This window comes from Vibrio sp. 1F169, assembly GCF_041439605.1.
GTDB lineage: Bacteria > Pseudomonadota > Gammaproteobacteria > Enterobacterales > Vibrionaceae > Vibrio > Vibrio tasmaniensis_A.
In genome coordinates this window covers 1-15,924 of record NZ_JBGOOI010000033.1, presented here as the reverse complement: position 1 = coordinate 15,924, position 15,924 = coordinate 1, and the positions used below count along the sequence as shown (strand labels likewise).

At 43.3% G+C, this 15,924-nt stretch carries 14 protein-coding genes; 8 read left to right on the top strand and 6 right to left on the bottom strand.

Features of this window, described 5'->3' with window-relative positions; all coding sequences use genetic code 11:
* Positions 1 to 29: 29 nt before the first annotated feature.
* Together ACED53_RS13725 and ACED53_RS13720 are read right to left on the bottom strand one after the other, a co-directional pair.
* Positions 30 to 959 carry a LysR family transcriptional regulator gene (locus ACED53_RS13725; protein WP_017101554.1) on the bottom strand — a complete coding sequence of 310 codons (930 nt, stop codon included), beginning with the start codon at positions 957 to 959 and terminating at the stop codon, positions 30 to 32.
* Between the two features lie 26 nt (positions 960 to 985).
* Entirely contained in the window at positions 986 to 1,426 is a 441-nt protein-coding gene (locus ACED53_RS13720; protein ID WP_009845852.1) for an Lrp/AsnC family transcriptional regulator, read from the bottom strand.
* A gap of 141 nt (positions 1,427 to 1,567) precedes the next feature.
* On the opposite strand from ACED53_RS13720, the gene ACED53_RS13715 reads away from it, so the two are divergent.
* A complete protein-coding gene (locus ACED53_RS13715) occupies positions 1,568 to 2,152 on the top strand; it encodes a LysE family translocator (RefSeq protein ID WP_029225558.1) in 585 nt (194 codons plus the stop codon).
* Positions 2,153 to 2,206: 54 nt separating this feature from the next.
* Here the strand turns inward: ACED53_RS13715 and ACED53_RS13710 are convergent, their stop codons facing one another.
* A complete protein-coding gene (locus ACED53_RS13710; protein WP_017101556.1) occupies positions 2,207 to 2,596 on the bottom strand; it encodes a DUF1294 domain-containing protein in 390 nt (129 codons plus the stop codon).
* Positions 2,597 to 2,973: 377 nt separating this feature from the next.
* Here ACED53_RS13710 and pulA point away from each other — a divergent pair, with 377 nt between their 5' ends.
* From pulA to ACED53_RS13680, 6 genes are all read left to right on the top strand, one after another.
* A complete protein-coding gene (pulA, locus tag ACED53_RS13705; RefSeq protein ID WP_017101557.1) occupies positions 2,974 to 6,711 on the top strand; it encodes a pullulanase-type alpha-1,6-glucosidase in 3,738 nt (1,245 codons plus the stop codon).
* A gap of 277 nt (positions 6,712 to 6,988) precedes the next feature.
* Positions 6,989 to 8,755: an alpha-amylase family protein gene (locus ACED53_RS13700; RefSeq protein ID WP_017101558.1), complete on the top strand. Its 1,767-nt coding sequence runs from the start codon at positions 6,989 to 6,991 to the stop codon at positions 8,753 to 8,755.
* Between the two features lie 741 nt (positions 8,756 to 9,496).
* Positions 9,497 to 9,934 (top strand): hypothetical protein, encoded by a 438-nt coding sequence (locus ACED53_RS13695; protein ID WP_231847886.1) that lies wholly within the window; start codon positions 9,497 to 9,499, stop codon positions 9,932 to 9,934.
* A gap of 137 nt (positions 9,935 to 10,071) precedes the next feature.
* Positions 10,072 to 10,494 carry a hypothetical protein gene (locus tag ACED53_RS13690; RefSeq protein ID WP_012603836.1) on the top strand — a complete coding sequence of 141 codons (423 nt, stop codon included), beginning with the start codon at positions 10,072 to 10,074 and terminating at the stop codon, positions 10,492 to 10,494.
* A gap of 305 nt (positions 10,495 to 10,799) precedes the next feature.
* Positions 10,800 to 11,597, top strand: a complete 798-nt coding sequence (locus tag ACED53_RS13685; protein WP_017096263.1) for a CPBP family intramembrane glutamic endopeptidase — start codon at positions 10,800 to 10,802, stop codon at positions 11,595 to 11,597.
* A 294-nt stretch (positions 11,598 to 11,891) separates the two neighbouring features.
* On the top strand, positions 11,892 to 12,137 hold the full coding sequence (locus tag ACED53_RS13680; protein ID WP_009845860.1) for a hypothetical protein: 246 nt from the start codon (positions 11,892 to 11,894) through the stop codon (positions 12,135 to 12,137).
* Between the two features lie 164 nt (positions 12,138 to 12,301).
* Here ACED53_RS13680 and ACED53_RS13675 read toward each other — a convergent pair whose 3' ends face one another.
* The 3 genes from ACED53_RS13675 to ACED53_RS13665 all read right to left on the bottom strand — a co-directional run bounded on the left by ACED53_RS13675 (position 12,302) and on the right by ACED53_RS13665 (position 13,991).
* A complete protein-coding gene (locus ACED53_RS13675) occupies positions 12,302 to 12,640 on the bottom strand; it encodes a type II toxin-antitoxin system RelE/ParE family toxin (protein WP_017096265.1) in 339 nt (112 codons plus the stop codon).
* Positions 12,641 to 12,651: 11 nt separating this feature from the next.
* Positions 12,652 to 12,900, bottom strand: coding sequence for a prevent-host-death protein (locus ACED53_RS13670; RefSeq protein ID WP_009845862.1), 249 nt, complete (start codon positions 12,898 to 12,900; stop codon positions 12,652 to 12,654).
* A 173-nt stretch (positions 12,901 to 13,073) separates the two neighbouring features.
* Positions 13,074 to 13,991: a LysR family transcriptional regulator gene (locus tag ACED53_RS13665; RefSeq protein ID WP_017101559.1), complete on the bottom strand. Its 918-nt coding sequence runs from the start codon at positions 13,989 to 13,991 to the stop codon at positions 13,074 to 13,076.
* Positions 13,992 to 14,185: 194 nt separating this feature from the next.
* Here ACED53_RS13665 and ACED53_RS13660 point away from each other — a divergent pair, with 194 nt between their 5' ends.
* Positions 14,186 to 15,817, top strand: a complete 1,632-nt coding sequence (locus tag ACED53_RS13660) for an alpha-glucosidase (protein WP_029225560.1) — start codon at positions 14,186 to 14,188, stop codon at positions 15,815 to 15,817.
* Positions 15,818 to 15,924: the final 107 nt, after the last annotated feature.

The following is a 15,924-nucleotide window of genomic DNA, read 5'->3' as shown; positions in this document are numbered from 1 at the left end:
TCTAGCAGCTTATGGCCTAGACTTTCCAACTAACCTTGCTGCATCTTCTCCCAAATGGTCGGAGAGCCAATATAGTCTTGAACCGTAGTAATGAACTCTTTCACCAATTTGGTCTGCTTACGATGCGGATACACAGCATAAATTGCCGTATCAACCGTCGAGATTGCATAATCAGGAAGTAACGTAACCAAGCCCAACTCTTTCATTGAGGCATACAAGTTTGATTGGTCAAGGAAGCCATAACCTAAGCCATCTTTTACGCAAGACACCATGGTACGAACATCACTCACCTTATAGTTGCCGCGAATCGTTAGGCTTTGGAAAGTGTTGCCATGCGGCTCTTCACTGATACGCAGATGATCAACCGTCATATCACCATTGGTATAGATAACCGCAGGTAAAGAGAGCAAATCTTGTGGCGTCTTTGGCTCACCGTGCTTTTTCACAAAGTCGTTCGATGCAACCAGCATGAAGTTACTGTCGGCAATCTTCTTGGCAATCAAGTTGGATTCAACGAGCTTACTGAAGCGAAACGCGATATCAAACTGCCCTGCAATAATATTCGCGATCTTGTCGTCTAGTGACAGCACAATCTGAACATCCGGATACTTTTTCATGAACTGAGTAATAATAGGTTGCAAGTATTGCTGACCAAAATAGATCGGCGACGTAATTCGTAACACACCTTTGGGCTCAGATTGGTACGAGTCGGCAATGCCTTGAATCTGATTAATAGTATCTTTCAGTACATAGGTTTGCGCGAGAATATCTTCCCCTGCCGACGTCAACGAGAACGAACGCGTAGAACGGTTGAGCAACTGAACACCTAAATCTTGCTCGAGTTTTTTTATTTGTTTAGAGAGTGATGAGTTGTCCATATCATGCAAGGTTGCCGCTTTGGTAAACGACCCTTGCTGAACCACATCTAAGAACAACAACAACTGATTAGTATTTGGCACTGCGCCTCTCCTACAATAAAACTCGACTAACGTTCATCTTTGGGGGTGTCCATCACAACCATAGTCGTAATCGATTGCACCTGAGCACATTCCCCAAGCACATCGGCATGAAACTTCTTATAGCCCGGTAGATCTTTGGTTTCTACCCTTAGCAAGTACTCGTTGGCACCAGTAATGTTGTGGCACTCCACCACCTCTTTTTCCATACTGACGTGCTGTTCAAACTCTAGCTGAGCCGCTTTGCTGTGGCTCGACAAGCCAATCGAAACATAAGCAATAAAGCCAACGCCCATCAGGCCATTATCCAGAACCGCGCGGTAACCTTGAATGATCCCTTTACGCTCGAGATCCTGTACTCGCCTTAAGGTCGCTGAAGCCGACAATCCTATACGTTCTGAAAGCTCAATGTTGGAGATTCTGCCGTCCAATTTAAGCTCTTGCAATATCCTTTCGTCAAATCTATCCATAAGTACTTATTATTGTGCATTAAGTGATAATTGAGGAAATAAAAGCACATAATTGCCTCACTTTCCACCTACTATGTTTCTCAACACGTGAAAGTCATGACCGGTCAGTCACTTCGTTCATTTTACTGCTGGAGAATCACAATGCCTTTAGAACAACTTAGCGCACTTGCCTTGTTTGCGTTTGTCTCGACCTTCACACCAGGTCCAAATAACATCATGCTCATGACATCAGGAGCCAATGTTGGCTTTGCTCGTACCATTCCGCACATGCTTGGCATTGCTCTGGGGTTTGCAGCCATGTTGCTATTGGTTGGCTTCGGCTTAATGGGGATTTTTAACGCCTATCCGGTCTCTCACCAAATCTTGAAATACCTGAGTCTTGCTTACCTCGTGTACCTTGCGATTAAGATAGCATTGAGCGGTAAAGCGAAAAGTACTAAGGCTTTTAAACCAATGACCTTCATTGGCGCGGCAAGTTTTCAGTGGGTGAACCCGAAAGGTTGGTCAATGGCGCTGACGGCAATTTCAGTGTATAGCAGTGGCAGTTCATGGTGGGAGCTTGCGATCATCGCCAGTATCTTCACACTAGCCAACTTGCCTTCTGTGACATTCTGGACGGCAGCAGGCAAACAACTCCAACATTGGCTAACAACACCCGTTCGAATCAAAAGCTTCAACTACGCTATGGCAGGGTTACTTTTAGCATCGACGATTCCGATGATCTAATCGACTTACTTTATCTATTGATGGTTAGTACTTAGGTGCTAACCATCCGTTTCTTTAAAAGAGCTTAATAATCTCGCTTAGCCATTGACCAAATGTCGCCTGCCCACTCGGCGTTAACGTCCAGACAAAAGCCACAACATTAAGTGACACCGTCACGAAAAATACAAATCTAAATGGTTGCTTCTGCGTTTTATGACGCAGTTTATCTTGAGCAATTAACGCCCCTAACCAACCACCAGCAACAGAAAAAATATGCAGAGTTTTCTCTGGTACACGCCAATTACCATTGATTGCCGCTCTCTTGTCCTTCGCGTACACAAAAAACGTCACTATTCCGATAACTAAATACCACACCAAGAGCGCTTTTGAACTTTCTGAAAACAACGCAGATACCGCTACCAATACCAGATAAGTAATAGCGATTTGAATAGATGAAGACAACATCAACTCCTTTGGATAATGAACAACATAGCGTCACCATTCCACATTAAAGACTCACTAAGGCTATTTGAGGCGAATGAGTACAAACTTTTTTTGATAGGAAAAACAACCTACGAGTGAAGTGCCACTAAGCTCACATAAATAAGGCGTAGTTATCACCCCTAGCGACTACTCCTATCTTCTACGCCTATGGCTAACCAACTGTATTTTATGAGCTATTGAACCAATAAAAAAGCGCGTTAACCACCACAATCCGTGATATCGACACTAGGTTTCCTATTTTTACGGATTAAAAATAACTTAATACATAAGCGTCACAAATAGTGGAGCATCGTTAAGCCTAGGATATTCATCTTCGTAAAAAATATGGATATCAAAACGTGAACGAAATAAATACCAATAAACACGAGATTCTACAAAGTACCTTGAAGATTGCAAAAACAACGAGCTTCAATATTGCGGAAACGAAAAGATTCAATATTGCGCAAACAAACACCTTTAAACGTTCAGCTTTAGCTAAGGCGATATTGCCTCTCGTCACCGCGACCTTGATAGCAGGCTGTGGAAGCGACACTAGCAAAACAAACTCTGACAGCAATAGTCTATATAAAGCCGCTGAAAACGAAGTTGTTATTTATTACAAACGAGATGTTGCAGCGGCTCGTGCTTCTGGCTCGACCTACGACGGCTGGGGGCTTCACCTTTGGAATGGTGAAGGTTGTACGAGCACTGACTTAGTCGGCATGGGATTAGGTAACAATGGGACTGACTGGGATGTACCTTATGAATTCAAGGGCATCAATGATACCTATGGCGCCTACTACGTATTGAAAGTCGATCCAGATGCATCCGACCCTCATAAGTGCATCAACTTCATCTTGCATAATGGCGGCGATAAGGCGTTTGGCAGCGCCAACTCGAAAATTGATCTCACCAAACTGAGTCAATCTCAATCTGTATTCGGTTTCCATGGCAGCAGCGCGCTGTACTACGAACCGATTTCAGAACGCCCAGTTAAGATTGATGGCCAGAAGGCACATTGGTTGGACTCAAACACAATCGCTTGGGAAGCAGCAGACGGTGCCGATTCTCTCAAGTTGTTCTACGCACTCGATAACAGCATCACGATAAACGATGATAAGGCGATCGTCGGTGGGCAGGCCGTTGAACTCAAGAAAGATGGCAAGCTATCCTCTGTATTAAAAGAACGCTTCCGTCATCTAGCAAGCCTACCCGCTTTATCAATTAATGTTGACGCCAGCACGCTGCGCACCATCTTGAAATCTCAGATCATTGTTGTTGCGTATAATGCGAGTGGCGACGTTATCTCATCAACTGAAGTTCAAAAGCCCGGCGTACTTGATGCTGTATTTGCCAACGAAGAGGCCGGTAACGCAATCGGAGAAACACTGGGGGCGATTGTGGAAGGCAGCACGACGACCTTCAAGCTTTGGGCCCCTACCGCGCAAGATGTTGAACTCGTCCTCTACAGCGAAGACCGACAAAGTTCTAAAGTGATCCCAATGACGGAAAGCTTGGAAACAGGCATTTGGGCAACGGATTCAATTTCTAACGCCGTGAATAGTTATTACCGTTACCAAGTGAAGGTCTACCACCCAACCACTGGTAATATCGAAACTCGCCTTGTGACCGACCCATACTCACTCGGCTTGTCGAAGAATTCAGCATACTCACAAGTGATTGACCTTGATGATTCAACACTGATGCCACAAGGTTGGGCTGGGTATAAGCGCCCAACGGTGAAGAAAGACGAAGACCACGTACTTTACGAGTCACACCTTCGTGACTTTAGCTTCAGTGATAAGTTAGGTACAGCAAGTTTAAACGGCAAGTACCTAGCGCTAACAGAAGCCGATCGTGAGTCAGTAAAACATTTGAAAGCTCTGAAAGATGCCGGTTTAACTACGCTTCATATCTTACCGGCATTCGATATCGCCACCATCAATGAAGATGACGCGAGCCGCGTGGATATCACCGACACCGTAGGCAAACTCTGTAACGTAAAACCAACGGCTACTTTATGTGGCACCGAAGATGAAAACAAAACCATCGAAACCGTACTCAACAGCTATAACTCTTCAACAGGCGATGCCCAAGCTCTAATGAACGATCTGCGTATGCTAGATAGTTTTAACTGGGGCTACGACCCATTCCATTACACCGTTCCAGAGGGAAGTTACGCGACAGATCCTAACGGTTCAAAGCGTATTCTTGAATTCCGTCAAATGGTTAAAGCTGCGCACGACATGGATCTTAAACTGATCATGGACGTGGTTTATAACCATACCAATGCGTCTAGCGTGAACGATAAGTCAGTACTGGATAAGATCGTCCCTGGGTATTATCACCGCCTGAATGTGAACACTGGTGGCGTGGAAAGCTCAACGTGTTGTGACAACACCGCAACTGAAAACCTAATGATGGGTAAGTTGATGGTCGACTCACTCAAGGTATGGGCTGACGACTATCAGGTTGATGGTTTTCGTTTTGATTTAATGGGCCACCAGCCAAAAAGCGTAATGGTTGAAGCATTGAAAGAAGTGCGCAATATCGACCCAAATACCCTGTTCTATGGCGAAGGTTGGGACTTTGGCGAAGTAGCAAACAACGCTCGCTTCGAACAAGCCAACCAGATCAATATGGCAGGCACCGAAATTGGCACCTTCTCTGACCGTTTGCGTGATGCAGTACGCGGCGGTAGCCCATTTGATGGCGGTGTCGATTCTGAAGGTAAGCACCCACTTCGTTTTAACCAAGGCTTCGGTAACGCCGCGTTTGCCAACGAAGAAACCAAAGTTGATCAAGATTCAGTCAACGGTCGTTTACACAACCAAGATCTTGTGCGCTTAGGCATGGCCGGCAACTTAGCCGAATACGTATTACTGGATTACAAAGGCGATACCAAACTGGGCAAAAACGTCGACTACAATGGTGCACCTGCCGGCTACACCAAAATGCCATCAGAGAACATCTCTTACGTTTCCAAGCACGATAACCAAACTCTTTGGGATAACAACGCTTACAAAATCGCCGAAGGTACAAGCTCTGCAGAACGTGCTCGTATGCAGTCGGTATCGCTCTCGACCGTCATGTTGGGTCAAGGCATCCCGTTCATACACATGGGTTCTGAACTGTTGCGTTCTAAATCGATGCAGCGTGATTCTTACGACTCTGGCGATTGGTACAACCGTGTGATGTTTGATGGTACTGGCAATAACTGGAATGTTGGCTTACCTCGTGAAGACAAAGATGGTGCCAATTGGGAACTCATCAAAACCATCATTGCCGACAGCACAGCCAAGCCTGCAAAAGAGGATATTGACCTCACCAAGCAGCAATTCCTAGAGTTGTTAAAAATCCGCAGCTCAAGTGAACTGTTCCGCTTAGACACAGCAGAAGAAGTCATGAAGCGTGTCGACTTCCGCAATGTAGGCAAAGATCAAATCGAAGGCCTGATCGTGATGTCAATTGATGACGGAATCTCCACGGGCAAAGACCTAGATACTACCGCTGATGCGATTGTGGTTGTTATAAACTCAACGAGTAAATCTCAATCGTTCAAGATCACGGGAGCAACGGGCTTTACACTCCATACCATTCAGCAGAACTCTGCCGATGACATCGTGAAAGGCGCCACCTTTTCCGCTGAGACTTTCACCGTACCGCCATTAACCACCGCTGTGTTTGTGCAAACTCAAGGCGCATCACAAGGTGCTGGGTTATCGGTTGATAACTCACAAAAGGACGTATCTAAGATTCCGCCATATGGCAAAACGACCGTCTATGTACGTGGTGCAATGAACGGATGGAACCCGACGGACGCTTGGGCGATGAACTTCGTTGGTAACGGCGTTTACTCTGTCACTGGCGCTTTGGCTGTGGGTGAATATGGCTTCAAGTTTAGCGGTTCTACTTGGGGTATCTTGGATATTGGCTGTCACTCCGTCGACTTAGCTAAAGGCTCGATCAACATTGGCAGCGAAGGCGACTGTAAGTTGAATGTAACCGAAGCCGGCAACTACACATTCACACTGAATGCGATTCATCAACTCAATGACAGCGCAGAAAAAGCCGTGGTATCTGTGACGAAACAATAAGCTTCACATTCACATAATCATCACAGACGAGCCTGTTTTTTTGGGGAAAAGCGAGGGGAGGTATTAACCTCCCCTTTTTTTGAGCAGCCGCTCACATACCACAGCAACTACGCCCCGATTTTCTTACCCAAGGAGGATAAAGCCGCATTCTGATTAAGCTAGCCTCCTAACGATAACTTCTATATCAAATATAACGTCTATACCCAATATAACGTCTACACAGCACAACTAGAACGACAAAGCCCTACACCTCCACTTCTCGAGATGGAATATAAGTATGTACAACAAGAAACATTCAATCTATCAAGTTTTTACCCGTTTGTTCGGCAATCAGAATACACAGAACACACCTTGGGGAACCGTTGAGCAAAATGGCGTGGGCAAGTTCAGTGACTTCACCAATAAAGCGCTGACAGAAATTAGAGAACTCGGCATCACTCATATTTGGTACACCGGAGTACCACATCATGCTGTGATCAACGACTACAAGCACATCGGCATCTCAGACGATCATCCAAGCGTTGTAAAAGGACGGGCTGGCTCACCTTATGCCGTCAAAGATTACTACTCCGTAAACCCAGATCTTGCTGACAACCCAGCGCAGCGTTTACAGGAATTCGAAGCCTTGATCAAAAGAAGCCATGACAATGGTTTGAAAGTCATCATTGATATCGTCCCTAACCACATTGCCCGTAATTACCAAGGCTTGAATAACCCAGAGGGCGTGCGTGACTTTGGTGATCAAGATGACACGACGGTTGAGTATCATCGCAACAATAACTTCTATTACATTCCTGACAGCACATTTGAACTGCCCGAGATCGAACCTGCGTTCATTCCGCTTGGTGGCGAACAACACCCGAATTTAGCCTCACCATTTGTTGAGTCCCCAGCCAAATGGACAGGAAACGGATCGCGCTTGAGCAAACCCAACTTCGACGATTGGTATGAAACCGTAAAGATTAACTATGGCGTGCGACCAGACGGTTCAAAAGACTTCCCCGAGCTACCGGATGATTACGCGATGCGTGATCACCTCGCTCACTACCATTTCTGGCAGCACGTTGATGTGCCGGATTCATGGGTTAAGTTTCGAGACATCGCCTTATATTGGTTAGAAAAAGGCGTCGATGGATTTCGCTACGATATGGCAGAAATGGTACCGGTCGAATTCTGGAGCTATCTCAATTCATCAATCAAAGTAAAGAATCAAGACGCCTTTTTGATGGCGGAAGTGTATCAACCGGATCTTTATCGTGATTACATTCGCTTGGGTAAAATGGACTACCTGTATGACAAAGTCGATCTTTACGACGGCCTAAAAGCAATTATGCAAGGTAAGGCTTCAACGGCAATCATTCCTGAGATCCAGCATCAAATGATGGACATCGAACACCACATGATGCACTTCTTGGACAACCACGATGAGCAGCGTGTCGCGTCTCCTGAGTTTGTTGGTAACCCACACATTGCCAAACCAGCCATGTTAGTCAGTGCGCTATTAAGTAGCTCTCCCACCATGATTTACTTCGGGCAAGAAGTCGGCGAATCGGGCGCGGAGAACGCAGGCTTTGGGCAACCTTCTCGCACGTCTATATTTGACTACATCGGTGTTCCTCAACATCAAAAATGGATGAACGGAGGAAAGTTCGATGGTGGGCAGCTCAACGATGACGAAAAGCAGCTCAGACTCTTCTATCAACAAGTGATGACCTTTTCATTGAACCATTCATCGATGACCGGAGCGTACCAAGATTTACACCAATCCAATCAGCTAAGTGATTCTGTTTATGCTTTCTTGCGTTTTGATAGCCAAGAACTGGTTATCGCCGCGGCTAACTTCAGCCAAAGCAAAACAGACCACATTCAGCTGAAGGTGACGGCAGAGGTTATTCAAAAACTAGGCATCGCTGACGGAAGCTATACGCTCAAAGAACATATTGAAGGCGTCCAACAACAGACGCTGTATGTGGAAAATGGTGTCGGTTACTTCAGTGCAGAATTAAACCCCCTAGCCGCTTTCGCTTGGGTGTTACCCCTTTAATCAACCGTTCTAAAAGCAACTAGCAATGACGGCGTTAAACAAGAGGAAACGGTACTTAACGTCGTCTTCGGATAGGAGCGCACTAATGTGCGCTCTGAGTTATTGCAAAATAAACACTGCGATACGCTGGGTATAAAATACCAACCGAGCATCCTTTGTGCTCCGTGGGGCCTCACTTGCGTTCAATGGTATGTATATGATCATGTTAAATACTCCTGTAATTTACATAAGCGCCCATGCGCTCACTACTATATTTATTAAATTACGCCAAAATGACGTCCAAACAGCTTGTTTATTTGCCTTTTCAGCGGAGTAAGGACAATAATATCGCCACCAACGATAACGCTCATCTGTCTATCTCCAGTTCAGTCAACTCTCGTCTGACTTATCTTTGCCCCTTTCTTCGTTAGATCTTATAGTGATTCATATCTTGTAAATTTGAGTTTACCCTACTCAAACTTATCTGAGCGAGTTGATGGATAGAGTTTCCATTATTCGGTAAAATTGTGCTGCTTATCTTTCATGGTTTTTCTATAACTTATTGATTTTAAATTAATTAAACATGAAAGATACAGCGTTTTGGAAGGGTGGAAAGACGACGATTGGTCGTCTAATAAGCGTTAGTCATTTCATTTCATCAACCTTACTTTTCGTTGAGCAGTAAAGGTGAATCGATTTACCTCACATTTTTTTGACTGATGATATGTAATATCAATAGTTTGTATGTGTTATGACGTAACTATGATTAATTATAAGAAAAAAATTTATCTACTATCTCTATGTTTACTTTTTGGCTGTAAGACAACGGAGCAAATAGTACAAGAGCGTGAGGTTGCTATTTCCAATATGGATAACTTAGATATATGTTACAACCTAGGAAAACAAGATGATTTCAACTACTGGAAGCTTATTAAGAATGAACAGTTCCATAGGAAAAATACAACTCATTCATGGGATGTTCCGAATGATCTGTGCAACAAAGCTATTGAGATGGGTAGAGCGGCTCTACTGAAAAGCGAGATGCGAGAGCAGAGACACAGAGATGAATTAGTCGATACTATTAATAGTGCCTCTAAGTCAATAAGTGATGGGTATAAGAAATCGGCAGATGCCTATGGCTCGCAAACTAGAACAACCTGTCAAAGCTACGGCTCTGAAACCAACTGTATTTCATATTAGTGAATGGCTAATAAACTGTTTAAGAGTGATTTTCAACGCGCGGTATTTTCACCATGCGTTGTGTTTAGTATGGCGTGCGAAAGCATTTGTATTGCGTGTCTAACGCCTTAATTAGGTGTTAAATTACAGAGGCAAGAATGAAGAAACTAGTTATTGTTTTGTTGGCAACCTTCCCATTGTTTGCATTATGTGATGACTCCAAAAAGTACGAAGAGCTACTTACAGGTTTCAAAGAGTCTCAAGCATACAAGAGCGTAGCTATTGGTGTTTGGGATTGCGTTTCCCTGTCTGATAAAGATGTTGTCTCAGTGTTAAGTTTACAGCCAGATCATATGGTCTATTACAATGCGCTAGACAAGTATTATTTCTCCCTGCAAGACAGCAGTGATAAAAAACGTGTAACGTTACTTGAAAGAGGCTTGAAGGCAGTCAATAAAATAAAACACAGCACAATGGCTGACGAATTGGAATTTGATTACTCTACTCATATTGTTAGCTTCAAACCATTTGCTAGTGCATATGGTAATTTTTCAAATTATCAGTGTACGAAACGAAAGTAATTTAACAAATGATCTGCTCCAGTCAGGCTGGAAACCAAGTTAAGTGATTTTCCATACTTCTAGTTATTCATAAATTGCTAATTTAGGGGAAGCCATAACACACTTTTGTCCAGAGACGTGTTATGCCGCCATGCTTTGGGACAAGAACGCCTTAGTGCTATGACTCTAAAACGCGTGTGCCTCAAAATCCGTCAGAGTTAAACCCATACATATCCTGTTCCTGTTTTTCACCAGATTATTTAGTCGTGAAGATCTCGATACGATTGAAATTAATGTGAGGCGGATGATATAAATGTAACCTTTAAATGCAGGAATTAATAAATTTAGATATGGTACAAATGGATAACTTTCCCACCGTAGGACTTAAAACCTCGTTACCCATAAGCATATTGGCACTTGCCATATATTACCTATGGGGCGACATGGGTTTTAATGATCTTCGAGGCCTTTTTTGGGTGGTGGCGTTTGTGATGATGCTTACTTTAAAGAAAAGTGAAAATAGCCTCTTTTCAGTAACTCCACAAGTTTCCTCTTTTACTCATCATGTATTCCCAATTACTGTGCTAGCGATTGGCGTGGCTTGTATCACGTTGTTCTATATGGAATTTATCCGGAAATATATCACGGGGCAAGAAGTCGACTATATCGTAGGATTTCTCGTTAGTGGTGAACTGGAAGTAAGCGAGAAACTAAATTATCTTTTCGAAACCGTTATATTAGCTCCGTTATCAGAGGAGTTTTTCTTCAGGTTTATCTTGCTAAGTAGCATATGCTTACTTTTGAGAAACAAGTTTGTAGGCGTAATTTTATCGTCACTCTTATTCGCCTACGGCCATGAAGACCCTGTCGTTGCTTTTTCTCTAGGTATCACTGCATCAATAGTTCTACTGAAATACATGAGTATATATAGCGCTATAATTTTTCATACGATTTATAATTTGTGGATATATACAGTGGAAGTTTTTATCGTACCCGCATTTTTCTTTAATGATTGGGACTTTGCACCAAGTGGGAACATCGGAACAACCGTTTCTATAATGGCATTAGCTGTATCTTTTTTGGCACTATTGATTATTAAACGCAAGGAAAAATCAATACAATAAGGTTTTAGTAACCGCTTCATCACTATAAGGACTGAGGCAATAATCAATGAAATCACCACACTTATCGACACCTCGATAGTAAAGTTTCTGACACATTTATGTCCAAAAACGAGCCAGCACGATCTCTGTTACCTCACCCCTTTCTAAGGTTAACCGCTCCCGATTACATTCCACTGGTTTACTGTTTTTCCATTCGCTTTTTATGGTTAAAATGCCTTATGGTACAAACAATCGAATTATAGATACTTGCGGGCTTTGCCAAAGGTATTCCCCATTTACACGAAAAGACTGATTATGAATTTTGATATCAATGCACTGAAACACCACCAACTGGTCGAAGATGGTCAACTAGAAGGGTGTTACCTTCATCAGCCAGCACAGGGCAGCCAGCAAGACGATGACGCTGTTTTAGCAGAGCGCCAAGCGCTAGAAAAATTGGGGTATAAGGTAGTACAGGTACAAGCTAAAGGTGGGGCAACAACCTTTGCTGAGGCTATGCAAAAGTTTGCGAAGAAAACAGGTCACCAGACCAAAGAGTAAGCGAATGGGTGTAGAGGGGCTTTCTATTACGGCTGATAGCCTTTGGATTTTAAAGCGAACACAACATAAAGCTTTTAACAACAGCCACTTAACTCGAATTAAAACACACCCTGTAAGTCACTAAACGGGGTTATAAGTACATCAGCTAAATCTCTGCTATAACTCTATTTATGTATGATGCAATAATCAACGAGAGCCATTGATATGTCTTGTTTTTGCCTTAATAAGACCAGGCCTATAACCGTGCCATTATTCACCTCATAAAACAGCCTAAAGCCCGATTTTTTGAACTCTCTGATACTAGTGACCCCCAACCCTACAAGCTCAGAACATCTAGAGTACATGTCAGGGTTATGGCTCACATTTTCTTCAAAGGCATCTAAAAGACTCTCAACCCCTTCAATGACGGATTTTTCATCATTCCATTGAGTTAGGTGATCAATCGAATCATTTAGCGAATTTTCAAATGTTTCCGTGTATTGAATTTCTACTTTATGAGTCATATTTACCTTTGTTACTTACGGGCAGCTAATCGACTTCTTAAATCTCTAGACGAAGTTACACGATCTTGAACAACATCATTTTTTGCAAAGCTAACCAGTTTCATTAGCGCAATGGCATCTTGACGTTTTTTATGGTCTTCATACGACTCAACTACATACGTAGGTTTTCCATTTTGCGTGATCGTTAGTGGTTCACTTAAAGGCAAGTTAGCCGCATTTTTTTTTAAGAAACTGACGGTTTCTACATTTGCTGTGTCCATAATCACTCACCCTGTTTGTATTTGTTGCTTTAGTTAGTTGAATGTCATCACTCATTCAATAGCTATATTGTACTACCAGATCACTGCAAGTTCAAATTTAGACTTTATTTAAACCACCTTGCACAACCAAAACAGGACGCTTACCAAAAGGAGTTTCGTATTTCATGTAATGCTTAATCAAAATTGGCTTTTTGTAAGATCTCAATGAACGTCTTGATCTTGAGGTCTTCCGCTCCCTGTTTCGCGTAGAGGCCAACGTTTCCTAACTTAGAGTCATCAATCAGTAAGGTTTCGAAGCCTTTGTCTTTCATCCAATCGCACATTTTATGACTGTATGGCATGACAGCATCAGACATTCTTAACATATCTAAGCTCGCAAAAAGAGAGTCAACGTCATAGACATCTCGCCCAACCACCTCGGTATCACGCCCACCAGGCTGTGAATTTACGTGGTCAGACAGTACAGAGTTATGTCTAGAATGATCGGGGGTCACTTGGAGTATTGGAAACGCCAACATCTCACGTCTTAACAAACTCGGGTCTAAGTGTTTCTTCGTTAGCAACGGATGGTTGGCTCGAACAAACACCGCTTCTTTGTCTTGAAAGAGTGGGTAAAACGTTACTTTGCATCGCTCATGCAGCCCATAGATTTCATGGCCAACAAACAAGTCGATATCGCCTTGAACCAAATGGTGCATCAAAGACAAGTTGTTACCGAACTCCAAATGTAGCGAGCCCATTTTTTCTTGTTGCTTGTATTCCTCAACCGCCTTGCAAACAAATTGTTCCCACCAAGCTTCCCCGGTGCCGAGCTTCAATTTACCGGATTGGCGCTGCTGCATGTCGGTAAAGCGGTGCATTAAAGACAGATGCTTTTCTTGCTGTTCTTGCGCAAACTCCCGAAACAACAACCCGTACTCGGTAAGCTCAACGCCTTTTGACTTACGAGTAAAAATAGCCACACCAACATCACTCTCTAATTTTTTGATCGCAGCGGTCAAGGAGGGCTGGCTAATATTCAGCTTTTCCGCGGCACCTTTAATACTGCCAGTATGCGCAACCATCAGAAAGTATCGGTATAGCTTGTTCATAGGATTCTCTTAGTTTGCATTCGATCACAAAATGCGAGGTTAGAAATTCAACAAATTAAACCACTGAACACAGTGCGCAGCGGATAGAGCTCATGATATAGGATTTTTCTATAGAGAGCATTAGTAATGCTATTTCCCAGTGTAAGATGAAATCACTATAGTAAGGTCAATTAACTTATTAAGTGGACATTGAGATGGAACAGAAATGGTGGCATGACGCAGTGGTCTACCAAATTTACCCGCGTAGCTTTTTAGACTCGAATAATGACGGTATCGGTGACCTAAATGGAATCATCAGCAAACTTGATTACCTCAAAGAACTAGGCATTAATGTCATTTGGCTCTCCCCTGTTTATCAATCTCCAATGGACGATAACGGCTACGACATCTCCGACTACCAAGCGATTGCTGAAGAGTTTGGCACGATGGAAGAGATGAAACGCCTGATGGACGAAGCGAAAGAACGCGACATTAAGATTGTTATGGACCTAGTGGTAAATCATACGTCAGATGAGCATCGTTGGTTCGAGCAAGCACGCTCTTCAAAAGACAATCCGTATCGAGACTATTACATTTGGCGCGATGCAAAACCGGATGGCAGCGCACCGGATGACCAAGGTTCGATCTTTGGCGGAAGTGCTTGGCAGTGGGATGAACTCACACAACAATATTACTTCCATCTATTCTCGAAACGTCAGCCAGATTTGAACTGGGAAAACCCGAAGGTTCAAGAAGAAGTTCATACTATGATGAACTGGTGGATTGACCTTGGCATCGGCGGCTTCCGCTTAGATGTGATTGATCTTATTGGTAAGGAGATCGATAAAGGAATCACTGGTAACGGACCAAGGCTGCACAAGCTATTACAACAAATGAATCAGGCGACCTTTGGTAACAAGGATTTGTTAACCGTAGGAGAAACTTGGGGCGCAACACCAGAAATAGCCAAGCTATACAGCGGACAAGATAGAAATGAACTTTCTATGGTATTTCAATTTGAGCACATTACCCTGACATGGGAAAACGGTGACAAATGGAACCCTATTCCGCTTGATCTTCGAGAGTTCAAAAATGTGCTGACCAAGTGGCAGCTTGAGCTGGCCGATGGTGGCTGGAATTCCCTTTTTTGGAACAACCACGATTTGCCACGTTTGGTTTCAAAATACGGTGATGACAAACATTTCCGAGTTGAGTCAGCAAAAATGCTGGCGACGTGTTTGCACTTCTTGAAAGGCACACCTTACATCTATCAAGGTGAAGAGATTGGCATGACCAATGTCGCTTTTGACAATCTAGACCAATATAAAGATATTGAAACGCACAATTTCTATAAAGTAAAAACGGAATCGGGTGTCACTCATGAACACATGATGGACGCCATTCACGAGAACAGCCGTGACAACGCTAGAACACCCATGCATTGGAACAACCAAGCTAATGCAGGCTTCTCTGACGGAACACCTTGGATTGAGCTGAATCCAAACTACCCAGAGATCAACGTCGAAAGTGCGTTGGCTGATCCAAGTTCCATATTTTATCACTACAAGACATTGATAGAGTTACGAAAAGCTCACCCAGCGATTGTCTACGGTTCATTCATTCCTGTTTTTGAAGAACACGACAAGGTTTTCGCCTACGTCCGTGAGTTGGATGGTGAAAAGCTGTTTGTAGTTTGTAACTTCTCAAACGACAACCTGACACTGGATATACCTGAACAATACCAAACTCAGACGCTTGATTGTCTGATCAATAACTATCAAACGGTCACTGAGTTGTCAGCCAAGCTTGAACTGGCACCGTATGAATCATTTGCTGTAAAACTGTAATCATACGTTAAATTCAACACACCAAAGGCAAGGTTCTCCTTGCCTTTTTTATGGTTCATCGCGGCTTTCCGGGGAAAGCCGCTTTTATCTTCAAGAAGAAGTAGTCT